Source organism: Variovorax sp. 05T418 (assembly GCF_056396385.1).
In genome coordinates, this window is the sequence record NZ_JBFTLJ010000006.1 from 198687 (window position 1) to 221118 (window position 22432).

Genomic DNA, 22432 nt, shown 5'->3' on the forward strand with positions numbered 1-22432 from the left:
GCCCCCTCTCCCCTGGGGGAGAGGGTTGGGGTGAGGGCCGGCGGCCTTCCAACAGACGCGGCGGCCAGATCGACCGCCGCTGCCCTCACCCCCGCCCTCTCCCCGAGGGGAGAGGGAGCAAGAGAAGGGGCTTGGCAATGAGCCAGTTACAGCGACTTGCCGGCCGGCTGGTCCGGCTTCTTGTCATTGCCTTCGATGTACGGGCTCCACGGCTTGGCCTTGACCGGGCCCGGCGTCTTCCACACCACGCTGAACTGGCCGTCGGCCTTGATCTCGCCGATGAACACGCTCTTGTGCAGGTGATGGTTCTTCTCGTCCATCTTCGAGACGATGCCCGAGGGCGCCGTGAAGGTCTGGCCGGCCATCGCCGCGATCACCTTGTCGGTGTCGGTGCTCTTGGCCTTCTCCACGGCCTGCTTCCACATGTGGATGCCGATCCAGGTGGCTTCCATCGGATCGTTGGTGAGCGGCTTGTCCTTGTGGCCGGCGATGTTCTTGGCCTTGGCGTAGTCGCCCCACTGCTTGATGAATGCGGTGTTGGTCGGGTTCTTGATCGACATGAAGTAGTTCCATGCAGCGAGGTGGCCGACCAGCGGCTTGGTGTCCACGCCGCGCAGTTCTTCCTCACCCACCGAGAAGGCCACCACCGGCACGTCCTTGGCCTTGAGGCCGGCGTTGCCGAGCTCCTTGTAGAAGGGCACGTTGGAGTCGCCGTTGATGGTCGAGACCACCGCGGTCTTGCCGCCCGAGGAGAATTTCTTGATGTCGGCGACGATCGTCTGGTAGTCGCTGTGGCCGAAGGGGGTGTACTTCTCGTCGATGTCGGTGTCCTTCACGCCCTTGCTCTTGAGGTAGGCGCGCAGGATCTTGTTGGTCGTGCGCGGGTAGACGTAATCGGTGCCCAGCAGCACCCAGCGCTTGGCACCGCCGCCTTCCTTGCTCATCAGGTAGTCGACCGCCGGAATGGCCTGCTGATTGGGCGCGGCGCCGGTGTAGAACACGTTCTTGCTGAGCTCTTCGCCCTCGTACTGCACGGGGTAGAACAAGAGGCCGTTCATTTCCTCGACCACCGGCAGCACCGACTTGCGCGACACCGAGGTCCAGCAGCCGAAGATCACCGAGACCTTGTCCTGGCCGAGCAGCTGCTTGGTCTTTTCTGCGAACAGCGGCCAGTTGGACGCCGGGTCGACCACCACGGGCTCGAGCTGCTTGCCCAGCACGCCGCCCTTCTTGTTGATGTCGTCGATGGCCATCAGCACGGTGTCTTTCAACACGGTTTCCGAAATGGCCATCGTGCCCGACAGCGAGTGCAGCACGCCGACCTTGATGGTGTCGGCGGCAAAGGCCGGCGCAGCGGAGATGCTGGCCAGGGCGACGGCGGCGGTGAGCGCCTTGAGTGTGAAACGACGTTGCATGTGGACTCCTGCTCCGGGGTGGTTGAAACCTGGTCGCCGGTCGAGCCGGACGATGGAGGAGAGTCTGCGGATTCGCCCGTCCGCGAGAAATACGCCGGGTGGCGTACACGGAGGTACTCAGGGCGGCAGCCGGCTGCCGCGCCGATGCAGCAGGGCCACCACCAACGCGGACACCATCAGGTACACCAGCGCCACACCGAACGCGCTGGCATAGGCCGCCGCATCCGGTGCATCGCCCAGCCGCCCATAGAACAGGATTCCGATCAGCGCCACGCCCAGCGCATTGCTCGCCTGCTGCACCATCGACAACACGCCCGACGCCACGCCCGCATGCTGCGGCGGCAGGCCGGCCAGCACGGTGGACACCAGCGGCGCCATCACCATGCCGAGCCCCGCGCCCTGCACCAGCAGCAGCGGCACCATCCACGCGGCCACGTGCGTGTGTCCGGCCCACCCCGCCACGTTGACGAACTGCAATGCATGGCCCGCGGCCAGCACCAGGGCGCCGAGCGCGATCGGAGGCTTGCCGCCGAAGCGGCGTGCCAGGCGCGCGCCGGCCATCGAGGTTGCGAAGAAGCCGACCGCCAATGAGGTGAAGACGATGCCCGAGCTCAGCGGGCCGAGCGCCAGGCCTTGCTGCAGGTAGAGCGCCAGCACGAAGTAGAGCGAGGCATTGCCGACATAGAAGGCCAGCGTGGTGAAAAGTCCCATGACGAAGCGCCGGTTCGCCAGCAGCACGGGCGCCACCAGTGGCGCACCGCCGTTCGCGGCCAGCCGGCGCTGCTGGAAAGCGAACGCAGCGAGCAGCGGCAGCGCGGCGGCAAGGCACAGCCAGCTCCACAGCGGCCAGCCCTGCTGGCGGCCTTCCACCAGCGGCAGCACCACGGCGACCGAACCCGCGGCCACCAACAGCATGCCGGCAAGGTCGAGCTTGCTGTTGCTGCCACTGTTCGCAAGCGGCGGAATGAGGCGCGGTGCCAACGCCAGCGCCAGCAGCCCGATCGGCACGTTGATGAGAAAGCAGCTGCGCCAGCCCAGCCCCGCCAGGTCCGCATGGATCAGCAAGCCGCCCACCAGCTGCCCCAGCGTGGCGCCAAGCCCCAGCGTGAGCCCGTAGGCCGCAAAGGCGCGCGCGCGGTCTTCGCCGGTGTAGGCCAGGCCGATCATCGCGAGCACCTGCGGCTGCAGCAGCGCACCGGCCAGCCCCTGCAGCACGCGCGCCGCCACCAGCAATTCGGCATTCGGCGCAAAGCCGCAGGCGGCCGAGGCCAGCGTGAACAGCAGGAGGCCGAGCATGAACATGCGGCGGCGGCCCAAAAGGTCGCCCAGGCGGCCGCCGGTGATGAGGCCCGCGGCAGTGGCCAGGCCGTAGCCCGCCACCACCAGTTGCAGCGTGGCGGTGCTCGCCAGCAGCTCGCGCTGCATCGAGGGCAGCGCGACGTTGACGATGAAGAAGTCCAGCACCACCAGGAAGGTGCCGCTGAGCATGACCCACAGGGCCAGCGGGCCGGGCTTCGTCGCGCCCGTGCCGTGGATGCCCGGGGAAGGAAGCGATGCGGCGGGAACAGCGGGATTGGACTGGGTCATGATGGCCTCGAGTGTTGGGGTGGCGGCGTATGGCGGCAATGACCTCGCAGGTCATGGCCGGCCTTTGTCCAAGCGATCAGGCGGCGGGCGTCGGCAGGATGAACTGGTAGTCGATGGCGATGCGGCCGTCCTCGGCCAGCAGCAGGAACTCCAGCCCGAGCGCAGCGACCGGGCCGCCCGCGGCAGGGACCATCTGCCAATGGAACATCACGGTGTCGCGCAGCAGCTGGGCATCGCCGGTGGCAATGAAGCGAAAGCCGTTGCCGCGCACATTCTTTTCGTGCGAGCTGGCGACGCGTTGCTCCAGCGCCTCGTAGCCCTTGGCCTGCAGCGTGCGCACGTAGTGCTCGCCCTGCGGCACCCAGAGGCTGGCGATGGCGTCGCGGCGGGCGCCGGCGTCCGGCAGGTTCCAGAGGGCGACGTAGCGTTCGGCGAGCTCTGCGGCGTGGGTGTCGGCATGCATGTGTCTGCTCCTGTGCGGTGAGAGTGAAGTCGCAGTTTCCGCCGCGGCGAGTGGACAGTGAATGCCCGTAAAGCCGACAATCTTGTCCATTCGTCCACTGCCACCGGAGCCTTCATGGACCCACTCGACGATGTTTTCGCCGCCATGCGAGTGCGCAGCGCGCTGTACGCCCGGCTTGAGGCCGGCGCGCCCTGGGGCGTGAGCCTGGCTGGCGGAGAGAGCGCGCGTTTCGGACTCGTGGTGCGCGGCAGCTGCCTGCTCGAGGCGCCGGGCGTCGCACAGCCCGTGCCCCTGGCCGCGGGCGACTGCTACGTGCTCGCGCACGGCACGCCCTATGTGCTGCGCGACCACCCGAACACGCCCACGGTGAGCTGCGCCTCGGTGGTGCGCGACCGCATCGGCGGCGTGGTCGAGCTGGGCGGCACGGGCACCGCGGCCTCGGTGATCTGCGGCTGGTTCCACTTCGACCAGCGTGCCGCGCGCCCGCTGCTCGACCTGCTGCCGGTGCTGCTGCACGTGAAGATGGAAGAGGCGCGCGCCTTGGCTCTGCAGGGCACGCTGCAGCTGCTCGCGATGGAAACCGGCGAGCCGGGCCTGGGTTCGGGCCTGCTCGTGAGCCGGCTGGCCGACATCGTGTTCGTGCAGGCGGTGCGTGCCCACGTGGCGGCCCATGGCGAATCGCAGACGGGCTGGCTGGCCGCGCTGACCGACGCGCGCATCGGCCCCGCACTGCGCGCCATGCACAAGGACATGGCGCGCGACTGGACGGTGGAAGCGCTGGCCTCGACGGCAAGCCTGTCGCGCTCGGCCTTCGCGCAGCGCTTTCGCGAGCGCGTGGGCCAGGCGCCGCTCGAATACCTCACGCAGTGGCGCATGTTCAAGGCCGGCAACATGCTCGGCCAGGGCCATGCGGCCGTGGGTGCGATCGCAGGCGCGGTGGGCTACGAATCGGAAGCTGCCTTCAGCAAGGCTTTCAAGCGCCGCATGGGCATGGCACCGGGCGCATGGCGCGCCGCGGCGCGCGAGGGCTCTGCCGCCTAGGCGCCCGCCGGAAGGCCCGCCTTGATCTTGGCCGCGTGCTTGAACTGCGCCGCCGCAAAGGCCCACACCATGCGCGTGGCATCGGGCCCGGCCGGGTCGCTGAAGAGCAGCTGGGCGGCACCGCCGCTCCAGGCATGGCCGAGTCCCGCGATCTCGCACAGCACGACCAGCGTGCGGCCCTTGCGCCGGAACTCGGTCAGCCGCATGGCGTGCCGCTTGCCGCGCTGCAGCGTGCGTGCGGCCCCCGGCTTGGCGCCCACGGCCGTGGCCCACACGGCCGCGCTGTTGACGGCATTGCTCGGCGCCACCACGGCATCGGCCTCGCCATGGATCACCAGCATCGGCGGCAGGGTCGCGAACACGGCGGCCGCGCCCATGGCCTTGCCGACCGCGGTGGTCGGCATCGGCGGCGCGTGCTGCCCGCGCATCGCGCCCAGGGCCGTGGCCGAGGACTTCGCTGCGCCCGGCGCCACGCCCGAATGCATGGCCACGGCGCGAAAGCGCGCCGGATAGCGCGTGGCCAGCAGCGCCGCCATGCTGGCCCCGGCCGACAGGCCCGCCAACGCGATGCGCTCGCGGTCCACCGGATAGAGCATCGAGGCCTGGTCGATGGCCGCCATCAAGGTGGCGGCCTCGGCGTCGGCCTTGCCCGATCGCCGCTCGTACCAGTTCCAGCAGCCTTGGGGATGGGCCAGCCTGTCCTGCTCCAGGTAGAGCACCAGGAAGCGCTGGCGCACCGCAAGCGCGTTCATTCGCGTGCTGGCCGCGAAGTCGCGCCCGGTCTGGCCGCAGCCGTGCAGCATGACCATGAGCGGCAACTTCTCGCCGGGCTGCAGTTGCAGGCCGGCCGGGCGGAACAGGTGGTAGCCGCGCGCACCGCCGGGCCCCAGCGCCATGCCGCCGAGCCAGTCGCCCTTGCCCGGCGGCGGCTTGAGCCGCTTGGCGGTTGCGCGCTGCACCTGGCCCGCCACGCGCTTGCTGTTGCCGAGCGTGATCTTCGTGAGGGCCTTCAGGTTGCGCTCATACGCGCGGGCGAACAGGGAAGCGGTGGAACGGCGGGCCATGGCGCAGTGTGACGCAAAGCGCCGGCCATCCAAACAGCGGCCGAGGCCCTAGTAGATTTCCGGCACGATCATGCTGGCCGGCACCGGCTGGCGCAGGTAGTCGGCATGGCGCTCGCGCGCGGGCAGCTCCACCGGCGGATGCGGCACCTCCTGGTAGGGCAGCTGGCCCAGCAGGTGGCTGATGCAGTTCAGCCGCGCCTTCTTCTTGTCCACCGCCTGCACCACCCACCACGGCGCTTCCGCAATGTGGGTGCGCTCCAGCATGATTTCCTTCGCCTTGGTGTATTCCTCCCAGCGGCGGCGGCTTTCCAGGTCCATGGGGCTGAGCTTCCATTGCTTGAGCGGATCGTGGATGCGGCCCAGGAAGCGCATGTGCTGCTCGTCGTCGGTGATGGAGAACCAGTACTTGATGAGCTTGATGCCCGAGCGCACCAGCATCTTCTCGAACTCCGGCACGGTGCGGAAGAACTCCTCGTACTCGTCGTCGCTGCAAAAGCCCATCACGCGTTCCACGCCGGCGCGGTTGTACCAACTGCGGTCGAACAGCACCATCTCGCCGGCAGCCGGCAGGTGCGCGGCGTAGCGCTGGAAGTACCACTGCGTGCGCTCGCGGTCGTTGGGCGCAGGCAGCGCGGCCACGCGGGCCACGCGCGGGTTCAGGCGCTGCGTGATGCGCTTGATGACGCCGCCCTTGCCCGCCGCGTCGCGGCCCTCGAAAAGAATGACCACCTTCTGCCTGCTGTGCTGCACCCAGTCCTGCAGCTTCACGAGTTCGCCCTGCAGCCGGAACAATTCCTTGAAGTAGGCCTGGCGCGCCGCCTTGTCGTCCGTGCGCGACGCGGGGTCGAGGCCGTCGATGTTGCGGTCCTCGATCTCCAGTTCGAGCTCCTCGTCGTAGCTGTCGATCAAGTCGCGGGCGATGCGTTGCATCAGCTCCTCGTGGTCCGGAAGTGCGCTCGTCAGCATCATGGGCAAAAAGAAGGTGTGGGGTGGAACGGGGCATGCTGCCCGCCGCAGATGACGGTTGCGTGACGGGCCGCATGGCGCCGACACGAAGTTGTCACATATGGCGAACACCATCCGGTGCACACCCTCCGTCCTTCCTGATCCAACGCACCTTGCCGGCACTCCATGACCTGGCCGCCAATTCATATGGCGGCGACGAAGCCGGACTGATCTGCGGCTACCTGTTCGACGCCGCGGCGCCGGAACCCGTGCGCGCGATCGACTCGGCGCAGGCTGCGGCCTGGCTGGACGCCGCTGCGCCCTCTTCGCCGGAGTCTTCCTTCCTCTGGCTGCACTTCAACCTGAGCCACGCGCAAGCGGAGCGCTGGCTGCTGCGCCATGCGCGCCTGTCCGACACCTTCTACGAAACGCTGCACGAAGGCCTGCCCTCCACGCGCATCGAGCGCGCCGACGATTCGCTGATCGCCGTGATCAATGACGTGCACTTCGAGTTCAGCTTCGAGCCCTCGGACATCTCCACGCTCTGGATCAGCGTGGGGCCGCGGCTGGTGGTCACGGCGCGCACCAAGCCGCTGCGCTCGGTCGACGCGCTGCGCACGGCGGTCAAGGCCGGCGACGCGCCGCGCTCGAGCACCGAACTGCTCGAGCACCTGCTGCGCGCGCAGGCCGACGTGCTGGTGAAGATCGTGCGCGGCGTCACTTCGCGCATCGACCGCATCGAGGACGAGCTGCTGGCCGGCCGGCTCGACCACAAGCGCGCCCGGCTCGGCGTGCTGCGCCGGCTGCTGGTGCGGCTGCAGCGCCTCTTGGCCCCCGAGCCCGCCGCCCTCTTCCGCCTGCTGCAGGGCCCGCCGGCCTGGATGGCGGAGCCCGATGCGCAGGAGCTTCGGGGTTCGACAGAGGAGTTCTCGGTGGTGCTGCGCGACATGCAGGCGCTGCAGGAGCGCATCAAGCTGCTGCAGGAAGAAATCGCCGCCAACGTGAACGAGGACAACAACCGCAGCCTGTTCGTGCTGACGGTGGTGACCGTGCTCGCGCTGCCGATCAATATCCTGGCGGGCCTGTTCGGCATGAACGTGGGCGGCATTCCGCTGGCCGAGCACAAGCACGGGTTCTGGATCGTGGTGGCGATCGTCGCGAGCTTCACCGCGGTGGCCGCGTGGGCGGCTTTTCGCAAGAAGCGCTGAGCCGCGCCGGCCGCCGCAGTAATGCTATTTATTTAATAGCAACCACAATAGCATCCATGCGCCCGCATCGATGTTCCAGACCCAATAGAATGCAAATGTGTCCTCCATTCTCAATGCCGATCTGCACTGCCATTCCGTGGTTTCCGACGGCACATTGACGCCCGAAGAATTGGCCGCGCGCGCCGCCGCCAACGGGGTCGAGCTCTGGGCGCTCACCGACCATGACGAAGTCGGCGGCCAGCACCGCGCGGCCGCCGCGGCGCGCGCCAACGGCATCCGCTATCTCACCGGCACCGAGATCTCGGTGACCTTCGCCAACGAGACCGTGCACATCGTCGGCCTGGGCTTCGACCCCGACGACGCCGCCATGACGCAGGGCCTCTACGACACGCGCGGCGGCCGTGGCAAGCGCGCGCAGGAAATGTCCGAGGGGCTGGCCAAGGTCGGCATCCACGGCGCCTACGAAGGCGCGCTCAAGTTCGTCGGCAATCCCGAGCTGATCTCGCGCACCCACTTCGCGCGCTTCCTGGTCGAGCAGGGCCACTGCCGCGACACGCCCGAGGTGTTCCGCAAGTACCTGACCGAAGGCAAGCCCGGCTACGTGCCGCACCGCTGGGCCTCGCTCAAGGATGCGGTGCACTGGATCACGGCCGCCAAGGGCATGGCCGTCATCGCGCATCCGGGGCGCTACAAGTTCACCGCCAACGAGGAATACGCGCTGTTCCTCGAATTCAAGGCGCATGGCGGGCGGGCGATCGAGGTCGTCACCGGCAGCCACACGACCGCCGAATACGTCGAGTACGCCGACAAGGCGCTCGAGTTCGATTTCGCCGCCTCGCGCGGCAGCGATTTCCACAGCCCCGACGAAAGCCATTGCGATCTCGGCAAGCTGCCACCGTTGCCCGGTGCGCTCACGCCGGTGTGGGAACTGCTCAGCCACCGCATCCAGCAGTGAGCCAGAGCCCCGGGTCCGGCAGCGACAGCGCGGCAACGGCGGCACTGGCGAACGCCCGCGCCGCGGCACGCCAGACGCGCGACCTCGAGTCCGAACGCATCCTCGCGGGCATCGGCATGGTGCTGGTGGCGGTGGCCTGCTTTGCCACGCTCGACACCGCCACCAAGACCTCCACCGCCGCCGTGCCCATTCTGATGGGCGTGTGGTTCCGCTATGCCTTCCAGGCCGTGGCCACCACCGCGGTGCTGCTGCCGCGGCACGGCACCGCCCTGCTGCGCACGCAGCATCCGCGCTACCAGCTGCTGCGCGGCGCGCTGCTGCTGGTGTCGAGCACGCTGGCCTTCCTGAGCCTGCGCTACATGCCGCTGGCCGAGTTCACGTCCATCGTGCTCATTGCGCCGCTCGTCATCACCCTGCTTGCGGCCACCACGCTCAAGGAGCAGGTCTCTGCGCTGCGCTGGGTGCTGGTGGCCGGCGGCTTCGCCGGCACGCTGGTCATCCTGCGCCCGGGCGGCGATGCGTTCAGCTGGGCCGTGCTGCTGCCCATTGGGCTGGTGCTGACCAACGCCTGGTTCCAGGTGCTCACGAGCAAGCTGGCGCAGACCGAGAATCCGCTCACGATGCATTTCTATACCGGCTGGGTGGGCGCGCTGATCGCCTCGCTGGCGCTGCCCTTCGTGTGGACCGCCCTGCCCTCGTGGCACTGGTGGGCCTTGCTGTGCCTCATGGGGTTCATGGGCACGGTGGGACACTTCATCCTCATCCTGGCCTACCAGCGCGCACCGGCATCCACGCTCACGCCCTACCTCTATGCGCAGATCGCGTTTGCCATGTTCGGTGGCTGGCTGGTCTTTTCCCACGTGCCCGACCGCTTCTCGCTCATCGGCATGTCGATGATCGCGGAGTGCGGCGCGGCCGGCGCCTGGCTCACGGTGCGCGAGCGCCGCGTGCCGATCGAGCCGGCCGAATCCTGATCAGGAGTCTTTTGTATGGCCCAGTATTTCGAAGTCCACCCCGAGAACCCGCAGCAGCGGCTGCTCAAGCAGGCCGCCGCGCTCTTGCAGCGCGGCGAGATCGTGGCCGTGCCCACCGATTCGAGCTACGCGCTGGCCTGCCACCTCGACGACAAGGACGCGGTCGACCAATTGCGCCGCATCCGCCAGGTCGACGAGAAGCACCATCTCACGCTACTGTGCCGCGACCTGAGCGAGCTGGCCAACTACGCGCGCGTCGACAACAAGCAGTACCGGCTGCTGAAGGCCGCGACGCCCGGGCCCTACACCTTCCTGCTCGAGGCCACCAAGGAAGTGCCGCGGCGCGTGAGCCATCCGCAGCGCAAGACCATCGGCCTGCGCGTGCCCGACCACAAGGTGCTGCTCGAGCTGCTGATGCTGCATGGCGCGCCGCTTCTGGCCACCACCTTGATCGCGCCCGGCGAGACCGAGGCGCTGAACGACGCGCAGACCATCCGCGAGCGCTTCGAAAAGCAGATCGGCGCCGTCATCGACGCCGGCGCCTGCCCTTCGCAACCCACCACCGTGGTGGACCTCACGCCCATGGGCACGGGCGACGATCCGGTGGTGGTGCGGCAGGGCCGCGGCACGCTGGCGGTGCTTGGCCTCTGACAAGCGGCACCGCAGCTTTCACTCCGTCTGACACAATCGCCCAGTGGATATTTCCAACCTGATACAGACCGTACTTATTTACGCTTTGCCCGTGGTCTTTGCGATCACGGTGCACGAGGCGGCGCATGGCTATGTGGCGCGCCACTTCGGCGACAACACGGCCGAGGCCATGGGCCGCGTCACGCTCAACCCGATCAAGCACATCGACCCCATCGGGACCATCCTGATGCCACTGATGCTGTACTTCGCAACCTCCGGGGCCTTCCTGTTCGGCTATGCCAAGCCGGTGCCGGTGAACTTCGGGCGCCTTCGCCATCCGAAGCGCGACATGATCTGGGTGGCTCTGGCAGGGCCTGCGTCCAATTTCGTGCAGGCCATCCTCTGGGCGCTGGTGCTCGTGGGGCTGGTAGCGGCCGGCATCGATGAAACCTTTTTCATCAAGATGGCGCAGGGCGGTGTGCTGGTCAACCTCGTGATGTGGGCCTTCAATCTCTTTCCGCTGCCTCCGCTCGATGGCGGCCGCGTTCTTGCAGGCCTGCTGCCCAACGGACCGGCGCAGAATTTCCTCGCGCGCATCGAGCCCTTCGGTTTCTTCATCGTGATGGGCCTGGTGCTCGCGGGCATCGTCAGCACCTTCTGGCTGCGTCCGCTGATGGACTTCGGCTACATGGCCATCAACCTGCTCATCTCTCCGCTCACGGCTTTGCTGCGTTAAGTTCTCCTCTCCTGCCATGGCTTCGTCTTCCCCCGCTCCCCTGCGCGTCCTGACCGGCATCACGCCGTCGGGCACGCCGCACCTCGGCAACTACGTCGGCTCGATCCGCCATTCGGTACGCCAGAGCGTCGCGCCGGGCGTCGAGAGCTTCTTCTTCCTGGCCGACTACCACGCGCTCATCAAGGTGCAGGAGCCGGCGCTGATCCAGCGCTCCACGCTCGAGATCGCCGCGAGCTGGCTGGCCTGCGGGCTCGACCCCGAACGCGTCACCTTCTACCGCCAGTCGGACATCGTCGAGATCACCGAGCTCACCTGGTTCCTCACCTGCGTGACCGGCAAGGGCGTGCTCAACCGCGCCCACGCCTACAAGGCGCAGCTCGACAAGAACATCGCCAAGGGCGAAGACCCGGACGCCGACGTGACGGCCGGCCTCTTCATGTACCCGGTGCTGATGGGCGCCGACATCCTGATGTTCAACGCGCACAAGGTGCCCGTGGGGCGCGACCAGGTGCAGCACATCGAAATGGCGCGCGACATGGCGCAGCGCTTCAACCACCAGTACGGCGAGCACTTCACGCTGCCCGAAGCCGAGATCGACGATGCCGTCGCCACCCTGCCCGGCCTCGACGGCCGCAAGATGAGCAAGAGCTACGGCAACACCATTGCCATGTTCGCGCCGCGCGCGCAGCTGCAAAAGCAGATCGCCAGCATCGTGACCGACTCGCGCGCGCCCGGCGAGCCCAAGGACACCGAAGGCTCGGCGCTGTTCCAGATCTACCAGGCCTTTGCCAGCGCCGAAGAAACCGAGGCGCTGCGCAAGGCGTACGCCGACGGCATCGGCTGGGGCGACGCCAAGCAGATGCTGTTCGAGCGCATCGACCTCGAGGTGGCGCCGCTGCGCGCGCGCTACGAAGCACTGATGAACGACCCGGCGGAGATCGAGCGCATCCTGCTCATCGGCGCCGAAAAGGCCCGCAAGCTCTCGCGCCCCTTCATGGCCGAGCTGCGCCACGCGGTGGGGCTGCGCAACCTTGCATCGGGCCGCGACAAGGGCGGTGCCCGCAAGGCGGCCAAGGTCGCCAAGCCGAGTTTCAAGCAGTACCGCGAGCGCGATGGCCTGTTCTATTTCAAGCTGCTCGACGCCCACGGCGCCACCTTGCTGCAGAGCCGCGGATTCGCCTCGCCGCAGGAAGCCGGCCGCGCCATCGCCGCCCTGCAGCAGCAGCGCGGCGCGGCACTGGCCGCGCTCGCCGAGCAGCTCGAGCCGGCCGGCCCGGAAGAATTGCGCGCCGCGAACGAGGCGCTGGAAGCACTGGCGGAGACAACAACCTCTACCAACGGAAGTTGATCCGGCAATATCCATCGGCTTACCCGCCGAGGACTGACGAGAGAAGACCGTGCGATCACTAAGGAAGAAAACATGAGCATTTATGTCATCGACGACCACCCCCTGATGCGCGACGCGATCGTGATGGTGCTGCGGCGTCTGCGGCCGGCCGAAAACATCGTCGAGCTCGAGCGCCTCGACAAGCTCGCGAGTGCGGTCCAGCAGCGCGGCGAGCCAACGCTTTTCTGCCTCGACCTGAAGCTGCCCGACACCAATGGCGTCTCGGGCGTGGTCGCTGTCAAGCAGGTCTATCCCAACGTGCCGATCGCCGTCTATTCGGCAGCACCGGCCGGGGACATGGAAGACGCCTGCATCGAAGCCGGCGCCGACACCTACATCGAGAAGTCGGCCAGCTCGGCCGAACTGGCCGCCGCGCTGCGCGGCCTGCTGATGGCGGGCTCGGAAGAGGCGGACGAGCCGGCGCTGGCCAGCAACAGCAAGCTGTCGAAGCGCCAGACGCAGCTGATCGCGATGCTCGACAAGGGCATGAGCAACCGCGACATCGCCACCGACCTCGAGATCAGCGAGCACACCGTGAAGGTGCACCTGTGGCGCCTGTTCCGCCGTCTGGGCGTGAAGAGCCGCACGCAGGCGCTGCATTACGCGCGGACCAATGGGTTGCTTTCCGGAAGCTGAGCCCACCCCCGAAGCGGCTCACTTCGTGTAGCCGCCTCCCCCTCAAGGGGGCAACACCAGTGGCCCCGCGAAGCCGGTTCCACGGTGGCACTAGGCTCCCCCCCAAGCTTCGCGCACTTCGTGTCGCTTCGCCAACCCCCTACCGGGGGCAACACCGGAGGCCCGGCAAAGCCGGTTCCTCGGTGTTTCTGGAAGGGTTGAACCGCGCCTTATGCGCGGTTTTTTATTGGCCGCCGGCTCAGCCGCCGGAGGCGCTGACGCGGGCTTGGGCCACGGCTTCGTCGGCGTCGTGCAGGGCGACGCGGAACACGCTGCCGCTGCCGAGGCGGGAGCGCACGCTGACGGGATGGCCCAGCACGTGCGAGAGGCGCGCGACGATGGCCAGGCCCAGGCCGAAGCCGTCGGAGGTGCCGGCGTGGTCGGCCACCTTGTAGAACTCCAGGAACACGTCGCGCAGGTGTTCGGGCGCAATGCCGATGCCGGTGTCCCACACCTCCACGCGCAGGCCGTCGCGCGTCTGCCGCGAGGCCAGCAGCACGCCGCCGTCGGTGGTGTACTTGATCGCGTTGGCCAGCAAGTTGCCGAGCATGCGGCGCACCCGGATCGGGTCGGTCAGGAAGCTGCCCTCGGTCACGTGCACGCGGAAATCGAGCCCCCGGCTTTCCGCTACCGGGCGGTATTGCAGCTCCAGGTCGTGCAGCAGTTCGGCCACGTCCACACGCTCGATGTGCAGGCGCACCTGGCCCGAATCGATGCGCGCGAGGTCGAACATCGAATCGAACAGCGCGTTCACCGCGTGCGTGGCGCGAACGATCTTGGGCGCGAGTTCCAGCACCAGTTCGGGCTCGTTGCGCAGCCAGTCGGCGTAGAGCGACAAGGCCAGCACCGGCTGACGCATGTCGTGCGCGGCGCTCGCGAGAAAGCGGTTCTTCATGGCCACGGCCGCCACCGCGGCCTGCCGCTGCTGCGTGAGCGACTTGATCAGGATGTGGTTGTGGAACAGCAGCTCCAGACTGTTGCGCGCCGTCTCGTGGATGTGGCGCCCCGCGCGCAGCAGCAGGAACCAGTGCAGGATCGGCAGGATCGGCATCAGGAAGCCGTACTGGAAATGCGGCTCCACGAGGTTGATGCTCACGAGCCGGATCAGAACCGCCCCCAGCATCGTGATGAACAGCGTGTTGACGTAGCGCTTGAGCAGCGGTGGATGCAGCGCCAGCCCGTTGAGCGGAAAGGTGCCGACGCCGGCCACGATGAGCCAGCTCATGAACTGGTTGACCTGCGGCGTGCGCTCGAAGAACAGCAGGATCGACAGGCCCCAGACCACCGCGCTGGTGCTCCAGATGAAGCCATAGCGTTCGGTGAACTGCTGCTGCGCCGCCGCGCTCCGGCCGGCGTAGCGCACGGCATAGACCCTGGCGCCCCAGGCCCGGCAAGCCGTGGCAATGAGGCCCGCGGCAAGCCAGGTCAGCAGTTCCCATCGGGGCACATAGCTCCAGTTCAGGCCGACCATCCCCGGCATGAGCGCCGCCGAAACAATGTAGGACCCGCGCGCGGAGCGCATGAGGCTGCGGATCAGCTCGCCGCGTACCCAGGATTCAGCTTCGTCGGCCGAAGCCGGGACCGGTGTCACGCTCGCGATCGACGGATTGGCCATGTGGCGCGGAGCCTCTTGTTCATTCGGGACTACAAGGAAAAAATCCCGGCATGCGGGGGGCATGGGGAGGTGCGATCTTAACGGCCCGATACAGTTGCTTCGAAGCTTGGCTGGACGCCTCAAGCAGCGGCCGCGAAAAACGCGAAGGCATGGGAAACGAAAGGCTCCGGTTTCGCCGGCGCGGATGGCCGGGCCACGGAACGGGCAAAAAAATAGCCCCTTTGCGGGGCCATTCTTGGAGGAGAGGGAGGGATTCGAACCCTCGGTACTATCGCTAGTACGCCTGATTTCGAGTCAGGTACATTCGACCACTCTGCCACCTCTCCGGTGCTGTCGAGCCTGCGATTATAGCAGACCAAAACCGGGCTTTTGAAGCCCCGTTCGTTCAACTGCGCAACAGTTCCAGTCCGCCGAGGTAGGGCCGCAGCGCCGCGGGCACGTTGATCGAGCCGTCCTCGTTCTGGTGGTTTTCCAGCACCGCGACCAATGTGCGGCCCACCGCCAGGCCCGAGCCGTTGAGCGTGTGGACGAGTTCGTTCTTGCCCTGCGCGTTCTTGAAACGGGCCTGCAGGCGGCGCGCCTGGAAGGCTTCGCAGTTCGACACCGAGCTGATCTCGCGGTAGGTGTTCTGCGCCGGCAGCCACACCTCGAGGTCGTAGGTCTTGGTGGCGCCAAAGCCCATGTCGCCGGTGCACAGCAGCACCACGCGGTACGGCAGCTCGAGCGCCTGCAGCACGGCCTCGGCGTGGCCGGTCATCTGCTCGAGCGCGTCGTAGCTCTTTTCGGGGTGGACGATCTGCACCATCTCGACCTTGTCGAACTGGTGCTGGCGGATCATGCCGCGCGTGTCGCGCCCGGCGCTGCCCGCTTCGGAGCGAAAGCACGGCGTGTGGGCCGTGAGCTTGATCGGCAATTGGGCCTCGGCCACCACCTCGTCGCGCACGAAGTTGGTGAGCGGCACTTCGCTGGTCGGAATGAGGTAGAGCGCCGAATGGTCGGGCGCGGGCTCGCCCTCCTGGCCGCCCTTCTTGGCAGCGAACAGGTCGCCTTCGAACTTGGGCAGCTGGCCGGTGCCGCTGAGGGTGGCGGCGTTGACGATGTAGGGCACGTAGCACTCGGCATAGCCGTGCTTCTCGGTCTGGGTGTCGAGCATGAACTGCGCGAGCGCGCGGTGCAGCCGGGCGATCGGCCCCTTCATGACGGTGAAGCGCGAGCCCGCGAGCTTGGCGCCCATCTCGAAGTCGAGCCCCAGGGGCGCGCCCAGGTCCACGTGGTCCTTGGCCGCGAAGGGCAGCGGCGCGGCATTGGCGCCGGCACCGCCCTGCGGGCTCCAGCGGCGCATCTCGACATTGCCGGTTTCGTCCTCGCCGACCGGCACGCTGGCGTGCGGCAGGTTGGGCACGGCCAGCAGCAGTGCCTGCAGTTCGGGCTGGATCTGGTCGAGCCGCGCGGACTGCGATTCCTGCTCGGCCTTGAGCGCATTGACCTCGGCCATCAGCGCATCGACCGGCTCGCCTTTGGCCTTGAGCGGGCCGATCTGCTTGTTCAGCGCGTTGCGCCGGGCCTGGATTTCCTCGGTGCGGGTTTGCAGCGTCTTGCGCTCGGCCTCGAGCGCGGTGAACGCCGACACGTCGAGGTAGGGCTGGTTCTTCTTGCGTTTTTCGAGGCCGGCCACAGCGGAGGCCAGGTCTTTGCGGAGCAGAGTGATGTCAAGCATGGGGGGATTTTAGGTGGGCGTAGCATCGCCCTCCCGCAACTTCAACCGAAGGGAAAGAGCGATGCAAGCCTATCTGACATTCAACGGCAACGCGGCCGAGGCGCTGGCCTTCTACGCGAAGGCGCTGGGCGGCAAGGTCGTCTTCAGCATGAGCTTCGGCGAAAGCCCGATGGGTGCCGAAACGCCGGCCGCCTACAAGGACAAGATCATGCACGCCACGCTGGAGGCCCGTGGCCACCAGCTGATGGCCTCCGACATGCCGCCCGGCATGCCCTTCGAGGGCCACAAGGGCTTTTCGCTGTCGGTTCAGGGCAACAGCGTGGACGAGGGAAAGAAGCTCTTCGACGCGCTGGCCGAAGGCGGCGAGGTCACGATGCCGTTCGGCCCGCAGTTCTGGGCCGCGGGCTTCGGCATGCTGAAGGACAAGTTCGGCGTGCCGTGGATGGTCAATTGCGAGAAATAAGGCGGCCGCCTCAGACCACGGTGGCCGGGTCGACGTTCGCCCCGCAGACGATCAGGCAGACCTTCTCGCCTTCGCGCGGCACGTAGGCACCGGTCTGCAGCGCCGCCAGCGGCAGCGCGGCGGCCGGCTCCACGGCGAGCTTCAATTCCTTCCACAGCCACTGCTGCGCGGCGCGGATGGATTCGTCGGACAGCAGCAGTGCGTCCTGCACGTATTGCTGGGTGATGTCCCAGGAAATGGCGCCGATGCGGCGCGCGCCGAGCGAATCGGCGGCAATGCCGCCCACCTCGACATCGACCGGCTCGCCGGCCTGGCGGGCGCGGTACAGCGTGGGCGCCTTTTCGGGCTCGAGCGCCACCACGCGGGCGCGCTTTTCGAACCAGCCGGCAAGGCCGCCGATCAGGCCGCCACCGCCCACGCTCACGAGCACGGAATCGGGCAGGCCGCCCTGCGTCTCGATCTCCTGGCCGAGCGTGCCCGCGCCGGCCACGACTTCGGGCTGGTCGTAGGCATGCGTGAGCAAGGCGCCGGTTTCCTCCTGGCGCGCGAGGCAGGCCGCCAGCGCATCGGGATAGAGCTCGCCGACCACCACCACCTCGGCGCCGAGCGCCCTCAGGCGGGCGCGCTTGGCTTCGGGCGAGACGCCCGGCAGAAACACCTGGCAGCGCACGCCCAGCGCCTTGGCTGCCGCCGCGGTGGCAATGCCCGCGTTGCCGCCCGAGGCCACAATCACGCCGCTTTCGGGAATGTCGTTGGCCAGCAGGCGGTTCATCATGCCGCGCGCCTTGAAGCTGCCGCTCACCTGCATGTGCTCGAGCTTGAGCCACAGCTCCACGCCCGGCGCCGCGAGGCCGAAGGCCGCGGACGGCAGCTTCCAGAGCGGGGTCTGGCGCAGGAAGCCGCCGGCGCGCTCGCGCAGCCTGCGGGAGGCGCTCTCGGTTTCAGAGCGCCAGTGGGTGTTTTCGTTGTTCAAGAGATGTGTCCAGGAGGGGGAATGTCGTCGAGCTTGAGGCCCTTGGGGAGCGGAAACTTGATGGTTTCCTCGATGCCGTCCATCTTGCGGACCGACACCGCGCCCAGCGCCCTCACGCGCTCGACCACTTCGCGCACCAGCACCTCGGGGGCGGAGGCGCCGGCCGTGAGGCCGACCCGGCCCTTGCCCTCGAACCACTCGGGCTTGAGCTCGTCGGCCGAATCGACCATGTAGCTTTCGGTGCCCAGGCGCTCGGCCAGCTCGCGCAGCCGGTTGCTGTTGGAGCTGGTGGGGCTGCCGACCACGATCACCAGGTCGACCTGCGGGCTCAGGATCTTGACCGCGTCCTGGCGGTTCTGCGTGGCATAGCAGATGTCCTGCTGCTTGGGCTCGCGCACCTTCGGAAAGCGCGTGCGCACGGCCGCCGCGATCTCGGCTGCGTCGTCCACGCTGAGCGTGGTCTGCGTGACCACGGCGAGCTTCTCGGTCTGCGCGGGCGCCACCTTTGCCACGTCTTCCACGTCCTCCACCAGGTGGATGCCGCTCGAAAGCTGGCCCATGGTGCCTTCGACCTCGGGGTGCCCCTTGTGGCCGATCATGATGAACTCGTAGCCCTCCTTGGCGAGCTTGGCGACCTCGACGTGCACCTTGGTCACCAGCGGGCAGGTGGCATCGAAGACGTCGAAGCCGCGGTCGCGCGCCTCCTGCTGCACCGCCTTGCTCACGCCATGGGCGCTGAACACCAGCGTGGCGCCGGGCGGCACGTCGGCCAGGTCCTCGATGAAGATCGCGCCCTTGGCCTTGAGCTCGTTGACCACGTAGGTGTTGTGCACGATCTCGTGGCGCACGTAGATCGGCGCGCCGAACTTGGCAATGGCGCGCTCGACGATCTCGATGGCGCGGTCCACACCCGCGCAGAAGCCGCGCGGCTCGGCAAGGATCACTTCCTCGATGTTCGGGTTCATGCCAGGGATCCTGCGGTTCTTGCAGCCGGGCCGCTCATAGGACACCGATCAGCCGGACCTCGAAGGTCACGGGCTGCCCGGCCAGCGGATGGTTGAAGTCGAAGCGCACCGCGGTTTCGTTCGATTCGACCACCGCGCCCGCGTAGCTGCCCGCGCCGTCGGGCGTGGGGAACTGCACCACGTCGCCGACCGCGTATTGCTCGTCGGGGTCGCCCATCTGCGCGAGCAGCTTCCTGGCCACCCATTGCTGCATCTCGGGATTGCGCTCGCCGAAGGCCTCGCCCGCGGGCAGTTCGAAGGTGGCGTGGGTGCCCTCTTCCAGGCCCATGAGCCGCTGCTCCATGGCGGGCGAGAGCTCGCCGGTGCCCAGCGACAGGGTCGCGGGCTTGTCGGCGAAGGTGTTGATGATGTCGCCCGCCGGACCGGCCAGCCGGTAATGCAGGGTCAGGAACGAGCCGGAAGTCACAACGTGGGACATGGGTGCAGCGGAGGTAGGCAAAGACAAGGTGGGTGTCCCGATAAACTGGACTGCATTTTAAGGAACGGGGGCTTCCACCCGCTCTTTCAAGGTTTCACCCAGGTTTTCGATGGCATTCAAGGATCTCCCCGCCCACGCCCGCCCGCGCGAAAAGCTCATCGCGCGGGGCGCCGCCGCGCTGGCCGACGCCGAGCTGCTGGCGTTGCTGCTGCGCACCGGCGTGGCGGGAAAAAACGTGCTCCAGCTCGCGCAGGAGCTGCTCGACCACTTCGGCGGCCTTTCGGGCCTGCTGCAGACGAGCGCCGAGGACCTGAAGGTGATCAAGGGCATGGGCGGCGACGCCAAGCGCGCCGAGCTCATCGCCGTGCTCGAACTGGCGCGCCGCGCCATGGCCGAGCGCCTGAAGGAGCGCACGGTGTTCGACTCGCCCGGCACCGTCAAGCAGTACCTGCAGCTGCACATCGGATCGCGCCCCTACGAGGTGTTCGCGGTGCTGTTTCTCGATGCGCAGCACCGGCTGATCGTGCTGGAGGAGCTGTTTCGCGGAACGCTCACCCAGACCAGCGTCTACCCGCGCGAAGTGGTCACGCGTGCGCTGCACCACCAGGCCGCGGCCGTGGTGCTGTCGCACAACCATCCGAGCGGCAGCATCGAGCCCTCGCGGGCCGACGAGTCGCTCACGCAGACGCTCAGGGCCGCGCTCTCGCTGATCGACGTGCGCGTGCTCGACCATGTGATCGTCAGTGCCGGCCAGAGCTATTCGATGGCCGAGAAAGGGCTGCTCTGATGGCTTCCCGCACGCCGCCCATCAAGAACCTGGCCGACCTGAAGCAGGTGCAGCGCACGCTGGCCGAGACCCGCGAGCGCGAAGCGGCAGCGGCCGCCGCCACGGCCGCGGCCGAGCGCAAGCGCATGGCCGAGAAAGACCTGTTCGCGCGCGCCATCGGCGCCACCGAGCCGCTGCGCCGCAAGGCCGTGGTGCCGCTCGCGCCCGAGCCGCCGGCGCCCATCCCGGTGCAGCACCAGCTCGACGAGCAGCGCGTGCTGCGCGAGTCCCTGTCCGACGAGTTCGACGTGACCACCCTGCTCGACGTCGACGACGCCATGAGCTTTCGCCGCCCCGGCATCGGCACCGACGTGACCGCGCGGCTGCGCAAGGGCGACTGGAGCATCCAGGCGCAGGTCGACCTGCACGGCCTGCGCAGCGACGAGGCGCGCGAGGCGCTCGGCGGCTTCATCCGCAATGCCTACAAGCAGGGGCTGCGCTGCGTGCGCGTGGTGCACGGCAAGGGCCTGGGCTCGCCCGGCAAGCAGCCGGTGCTCAAGACCAAGACGCAGCGCTGGCTGATCCAGAAGAACGAGGTGATCGCCTTCGTGCAGGCCAAGCCGGCCGAGGGCGGGGCCGGCGCGCTCGTGGTGCTGCTGGCCCCTGCGCGGCGCTGACTGCGGCAGGCCGTCAGGCCAGGTGGTTCTTCAGCGGTATCGAGGCATCCGCCACCGCCGCCGCATCGGGGCTGCGGCCCGCTTCGAGCAGCTTGCGGCTCATCATGTGATCGACCGGCGCATTGACCGACTCGACGCACGCGAGCTGCCCGTCGACATAGTGGAACAGCGAGAACGCCTCGGGCTTGGGGCCGGCGCGGCGCACGCTGGACAGGCCCGGCGTGCCCTCGGCCGGCATCAGGCCGACCATCTGCAGGCGCATGCTGCCCTGGTCGGACCAGAACCATGGCACCGCGTCGTGCGGACGCGGCGCGCCGGTCAGCGTGGCCACGGCGGTGCGCGCCTGGTCGTTCGCGTTCTGCACCGATTCGAGCCGCAGCGCGCGGCCCGCGCGGCGGTCGGGAAAGCGCGTGCAATCGCCCACGGCGAGCACGTCGGGCGCGCTGGTCTGCATGTGGCCGTCGACCACGATGCCGTCGGCGCACTCGATGCCTGCGGCCTGCGCCAGCGCCGTCTCGGGCACCGCGCCGATGCCCAGCAGCAGCAGGTCCACCGGCTGCTTCACGCCGTTGACCTGGATCGACAGCAGCCGCTCGCCCTCGACCTCGAACGCGCCGGTGCGCGCACCGAGCACGATGTCGATGCCCGCTGCGCGATGCGTGGCGAGCACGTGCGCCGACAGCTCGGGAGACACGGCGCGGCCCAGCAGCCGCGGCGCGCTCTCGATCACCTGCACGCTCTTGCCGAGCGCCTTGGCCGTGGCCGCCACTTCGAGCCCGATGAAGCCGCCGCCCAGCACCGTGACCTGCTGCGCGGCAGCCAGCCGAGAGCGCAGGCGATGCGCCTCGTCGGCCGCGCGCAGGCTGGCCACGTTCTCGAGGCCGGGCTGCAGGTCGGGCATCTGCCGCGCACGCGTGCCGGTGGCCAGCACCAGCCGCTCCCACGGCAGGACCGCGCCCGAGCGCAAGGTGACGGTGTGCGCCTCGCGGTCGATAGCCACGGCCGCATCGCCCAGATGCAGCGTGATGCCCGCTTCGCGGTACCAGTCGGCGGCCTTGTGCGGCTGCGTGGTTTCCTCGGCGCTCTTGAGAAAGGCCTTCGACAGCGGCGGCCGGTGGTACGGCTCGCAAGCCTCCTCGCAGACCAGGTGCACGCGCGCGCCCTGCCCGGCTTCAGCCAGCCCCGCGCAAAGCTGGGCCGCGGCGTGGCCGCCGCCGATGATGACGATGGAATTCATGGAAGAGGATCTTTCGTTGCCTGTTTTATTTATTCGCCGCGGTTGCGCATCCAGTCGGCCGTCTGGAAAAACGAATCGCGCAGGCGCGCGCGCAACCCCTCGGGCACGCCGGTCTCGCCCATGGCCTGGTCCATGCAGGCCAGCCACTGGTCGCGCTCCTTGATGCCGATGCTGTGGCCGCCGATGCTTTGCGGCAGATGCCGCGCGCGCAGCATCGGATGGCCGAAACGGTCGGTGTAGTGCTGCGGACCGCCGAGCCAGCCGCACAGGAACCAGAAGAGGCGCTGGCGTGCGTTGTCGAGGCTCGTGCCGTGGACCGCGCGCAGCTGCGCATAGGCCGGTTCGAGCTCCATCAGGTCGTAGAAGCGGTCGACCAGCGCCTGCACCCGGGGTTCGCCCCCGATCCATTCGAAGGGGGTATCGGCGGGAGGCTTTTCGTGAATCTGCATGGCGGGAGTATC

General features: G+C 68.1%; 23 protein-coding genes and 1 tRNA gene. 11 read left to right on the forward strand and 13 right to left on the reverse strand.

All coding sequences use genetic code 11. From position 1 onward, the window contains the following. Positions 1 to 146 precede the first annotated feature (146 nt). The 3 genes from urtA to AC1DMS_RS14705 form a co-directional block, all read right to left on the reverse strand. Positions 147 to 1415 carry an urea ABC transporter substrate-binding protein gene (gene urtA / locus AC1DMS_RS14695; RefSeq protein ID WP_319439177.1) on the reverse strand — a complete coding sequence of 423 codons (1269 nt, stop codon included), beginning with the start codon at positions 1413 to 1415 and terminating at the stop codon, positions 147 to 149. Positions 1416 to 1532: 117 nt separating this feature from the next. Continuing rightward, the gene (locus tag AC1DMS_RS14700; RefSeq protein WP_436300651.1) at positions 1533 to 3002 is read right to left on the reverse strand and encodes an MFS transporter; all 1470 of its coding nucleotides are present in this window, start codon (positions 3000 to 3002) and stop codon (positions 1533 to 1535) included. A gap of 76 nt (positions 3003 to 3078) precedes the next feature. Beyond that, a complete protein-coding gene (locus AC1DMS_RS14705) occupies positions 3079 to 3465 on the reverse strand; it encodes a hypothetical protein (RefSeq protein WP_015866792.1) in 387 nt (128 codons plus the stop codon). A 114-nt stretch (positions 3466 to 3579) separates the two neighbouring features. Here AC1DMS_RS14705 and AC1DMS_RS14710 point away from each other — a divergent pair, with 114 nt between their 5' ends. Next, positions 3580 to 4506 (forward strand): cupin domain-containing protein, encoded by a 927-nt coding sequence (locus tag AC1DMS_RS14710; protein WP_436300652.1) that lies wholly within the window; start codon positions 3580 to 3582, stop codon positions 4504 to 4506. On the opposite strand, the gene AC1DMS_RS14715 is transcribed toward AC1DMS_RS14710, so the two are convergent. Then, positions 4503 to 5570 carry an extracellular catalytic domain type 1 short-chain-length polyhydroxyalkanoate depolymerase gene (locus AC1DMS_RS14715; protein WP_015866794.1) on the reverse strand — a complete coding sequence of 356 codons (1068 nt, stop codon included), beginning with the start codon at positions 5568 to 5570 and terminating at the stop codon, positions 4503 to 4505. The genes AC1DMS_RS14710 and AC1DMS_RS14715 overlap by 4 nt on opposite strands. Positions 5571 to 5618: 48 nt before the next feature. Further along, entirely contained in the window at positions 5619 to 6536 is a 918-nt protein-coding gene (ppk2, locus tag AC1DMS_RS14720) for a polyphosphate kinase 2 (protein WP_026284087.1), read from the reverse strand. Positions 6537 to 6688: 152 nt separating this feature from the next. Between ppk2 and AC1DMS_RS14725 the strand changes: the two genes are divergently transcribed. The 7 genes from AC1DMS_RS14725 (at position 6689) to AC1DMS_RS14755 (ending at position 13041) form a co-directional block, all read left to right on the forward strand. Next, positions 6689 to 7723: a transporter gene (locus AC1DMS_RS14725; protein WP_015866796.1), complete on the forward strand. Its 1035-nt coding sequence runs from the start codon at positions 6689 to 6691 to the stop codon at positions 7721 to 7723. 97 nt (positions 7724 to 7820) lie between these two features. Further along, entirely contained in the window at positions 7821 to 8678 is an 858-nt protein-coding gene (locus AC1DMS_RS14730; RefSeq protein ID WP_062365789.1) for a 3',5'-nucleoside bisphosphate phosphatase, read from the forward strand. After that, positions 8675 to 9652: a DMT family transporter gene (locus AC1DMS_RS14735; protein ID WP_478181295.1), complete on the forward strand. Its 978-nt coding sequence runs from the start codon at positions 8675 to 8677 to the stop codon at positions 9650 to 9652. Before AC1DMS_RS14730 ends, AC1DMS_RS14735 begins: the two co-directional genes overlap by 4 nt. 15 nt (positions 9653 to 9667) lie before the next feature. Continuing rightward, a complete protein-coding gene (locus AC1DMS_RS14740) occupies positions 9668 to 10303 on the forward strand; it encodes an L-threonylcarbamoyladenylate synthase (protein WP_015866799.1) in 636 nt (211 codons plus the stop codon). A 43-nt stretch (positions 10304 to 10346) separates the two neighbouring features. Further along, positions 10347 to 11018, forward strand: coding sequence for a site-2 protease family protein (locus AC1DMS_RS14745; RefSeq protein WP_015866800.1), 672 nt, complete (start codon positions 10347 to 10349; stop codon positions 11016 to 11018). Between the two features lie 16 nt (positions 11019 to 11034). Next, positions 11035 to 12366: a tryptophan--tRNA ligase gene (locus tag AC1DMS_RS14750; protein WP_015866801.1), complete on the forward strand. Its 1332-nt coding sequence runs from the start codon at positions 11035 to 11037 to the stop codon at positions 12364 to 12366. Between the two features lie 72 nt (positions 12367 to 12438). Further along, a complete protein-coding gene (locus AC1DMS_RS14755; RefSeq protein WP_015866802.1) occupies positions 12439 to 13041 on the forward strand; it encodes a response regulator transcription factor in 603 nt (200 codons plus the stop codon). Between the two features lie 238 nt (positions 13042 to 13279). Here AC1DMS_RS14755 and shkS read toward each other — a convergent pair whose 3' ends face one another. The 3 genes from shkS to serS all read right to left on the reverse strand — a co-directional run bounded on the left by shkS (position 13280) and on the right by serS (position 16412). Continuing rightward, entirely contained in the window at positions 13280 to 14695 is a 1416-nt protein-coding gene (gene shkS / locus AC1DMS_RS14760) for a surface-behavior sensor histidine kinase ShkS (RefSeq protein ID WP_015866803.1), read from the reverse strand. Between the two features lie 236 nt (positions 14696 to 14931). Continuing rightward, positions 14932 to 15021 (reverse strand) — tRNA-Ser (locus AC1DMS_RS14765). A 59-nt stretch (positions 15022 to 15080) separates the two neighbouring features. Next, positions 15081 to 16412 carry a serine--tRNA ligase gene (serS, locus tag AC1DMS_RS14770; RefSeq protein WP_478181296.1) on the reverse strand — a complete coding sequence of 444 codons (1332 nt, stop codon included), beginning with the start codon at positions 16410 to 16412 and terminating at the stop codon, positions 15081 to 15083. Between the two features lie 61 nt (positions 16413 to 16473). Here serS and AC1DMS_RS14775 point away from each other — a divergent pair, with 61 nt between their 5' ends. Next, complete coding sequence (locus tag AC1DMS_RS14775; RefSeq protein ID WP_145745552.1) at positions 16474 to 16875, forward strand: VOC family protein; 402 nt, start codon at positions 16474 to 16476, stop codon at positions 16873 to 16875. A 10-nt stretch (positions 16876 to 16885) separates the two neighbouring features. Here the strand turns inward: AC1DMS_RS14775 and AC1DMS_RS14780 are convergent, their stop codons facing one another. Genes AC1DMS_RS14780 through AC1DMS_RS14790 form a run of 3 tightly spaced genes read right to left on the reverse strand, consistent with a single transcriptional unit; the run spans position 16886 to position 19291 of the window. After that, on the reverse strand, positions 16886 to 17848 hold the full coding sequence (locus tag AC1DMS_RS14780; protein ID WP_478181297.1) for a threonine/serine dehydratase: 963 nt from the start codon (positions 17846 to 17848) through the stop codon (positions 16886 to 16888). Then, a complete protein-coding gene (gene ispH / locus AC1DMS_RS14785; RefSeq protein ID WP_015866807.1) occupies positions 17845 to 18813 on the reverse strand; it encodes a 4-hydroxy-3-methylbut-2-enyl diphosphate reductase in 969 nt (322 codons plus the stop codon). Before ispH ends, AC1DMS_RS14780 begins: the two co-directional genes overlap by 4 nt. Before the next feature lie 34 nt (positions 18814 to 18847). Continuing rightward, entirely contained in the window at positions 18848 to 19291 is a 444-nt protein-coding gene (locus tag AC1DMS_RS14790) for an FKBP-type peptidyl-prolyl cis-trans isomerase (RefSeq protein WP_015866808.1), read from the reverse strand. Positions 19292 to 19400: 109 nt separating this feature from the next. Here AC1DMS_RS14790 and radC point away from each other — a divergent pair, with 109 nt between their 5' ends. Together radC and AC1DMS_RS14800 are read left to right on the forward strand one after the other, a co-directional pair. Beyond that, the gene (radC, locus tag AC1DMS_RS14795; RefSeq protein ID WP_015866809.1) at positions 19401 to 20078 is read left to right on the forward strand and encodes a RadC family protein; all 678 of its coding nucleotides are present in this window, start codon (positions 19401 to 19403) and stop codon (positions 20076 to 20078) included. Further along, positions 20078 to 20734 (forward strand): Smr/MutS family protein, encoded by a 657-nt coding sequence (locus tag AC1DMS_RS14800; protein WP_478181298.1) that lies wholly within the window; start codon positions 20078 to 20080, stop codon positions 20732 to 20734. The genes radC and AC1DMS_RS14800 overlap by 1 nt, the downstream gene beginning before the upstream one ends. Positions 20735 to 20747: 13 nt before the next feature. Here AC1DMS_RS14800 and AC1DMS_RS14805 read toward each other — a convergent pair whose 3' ends face one another. Then, positions 20748 to 21971: an NAD(P)/FAD-dependent oxidoreductase gene (locus AC1DMS_RS14805; protein WP_478181299.1), complete on the reverse strand. Its 1224-nt coding sequence runs from the start codon at positions 21969 to 21971 to the stop codon at positions 20748 to 20750. 29 nt (positions 21972 to 22000) lie between these two features. Then, complete coding sequence (locus AC1DMS_RS14810) at positions 22001 to 22420, reverse strand: group II truncated hemoglobin (RefSeq protein ID WP_015866812.1); 420 nt, start codon at positions 22418 to 22420, stop codon at positions 22001 to 22003. Positions 22421 to 22432: the final 12 nt, after the last annotated feature.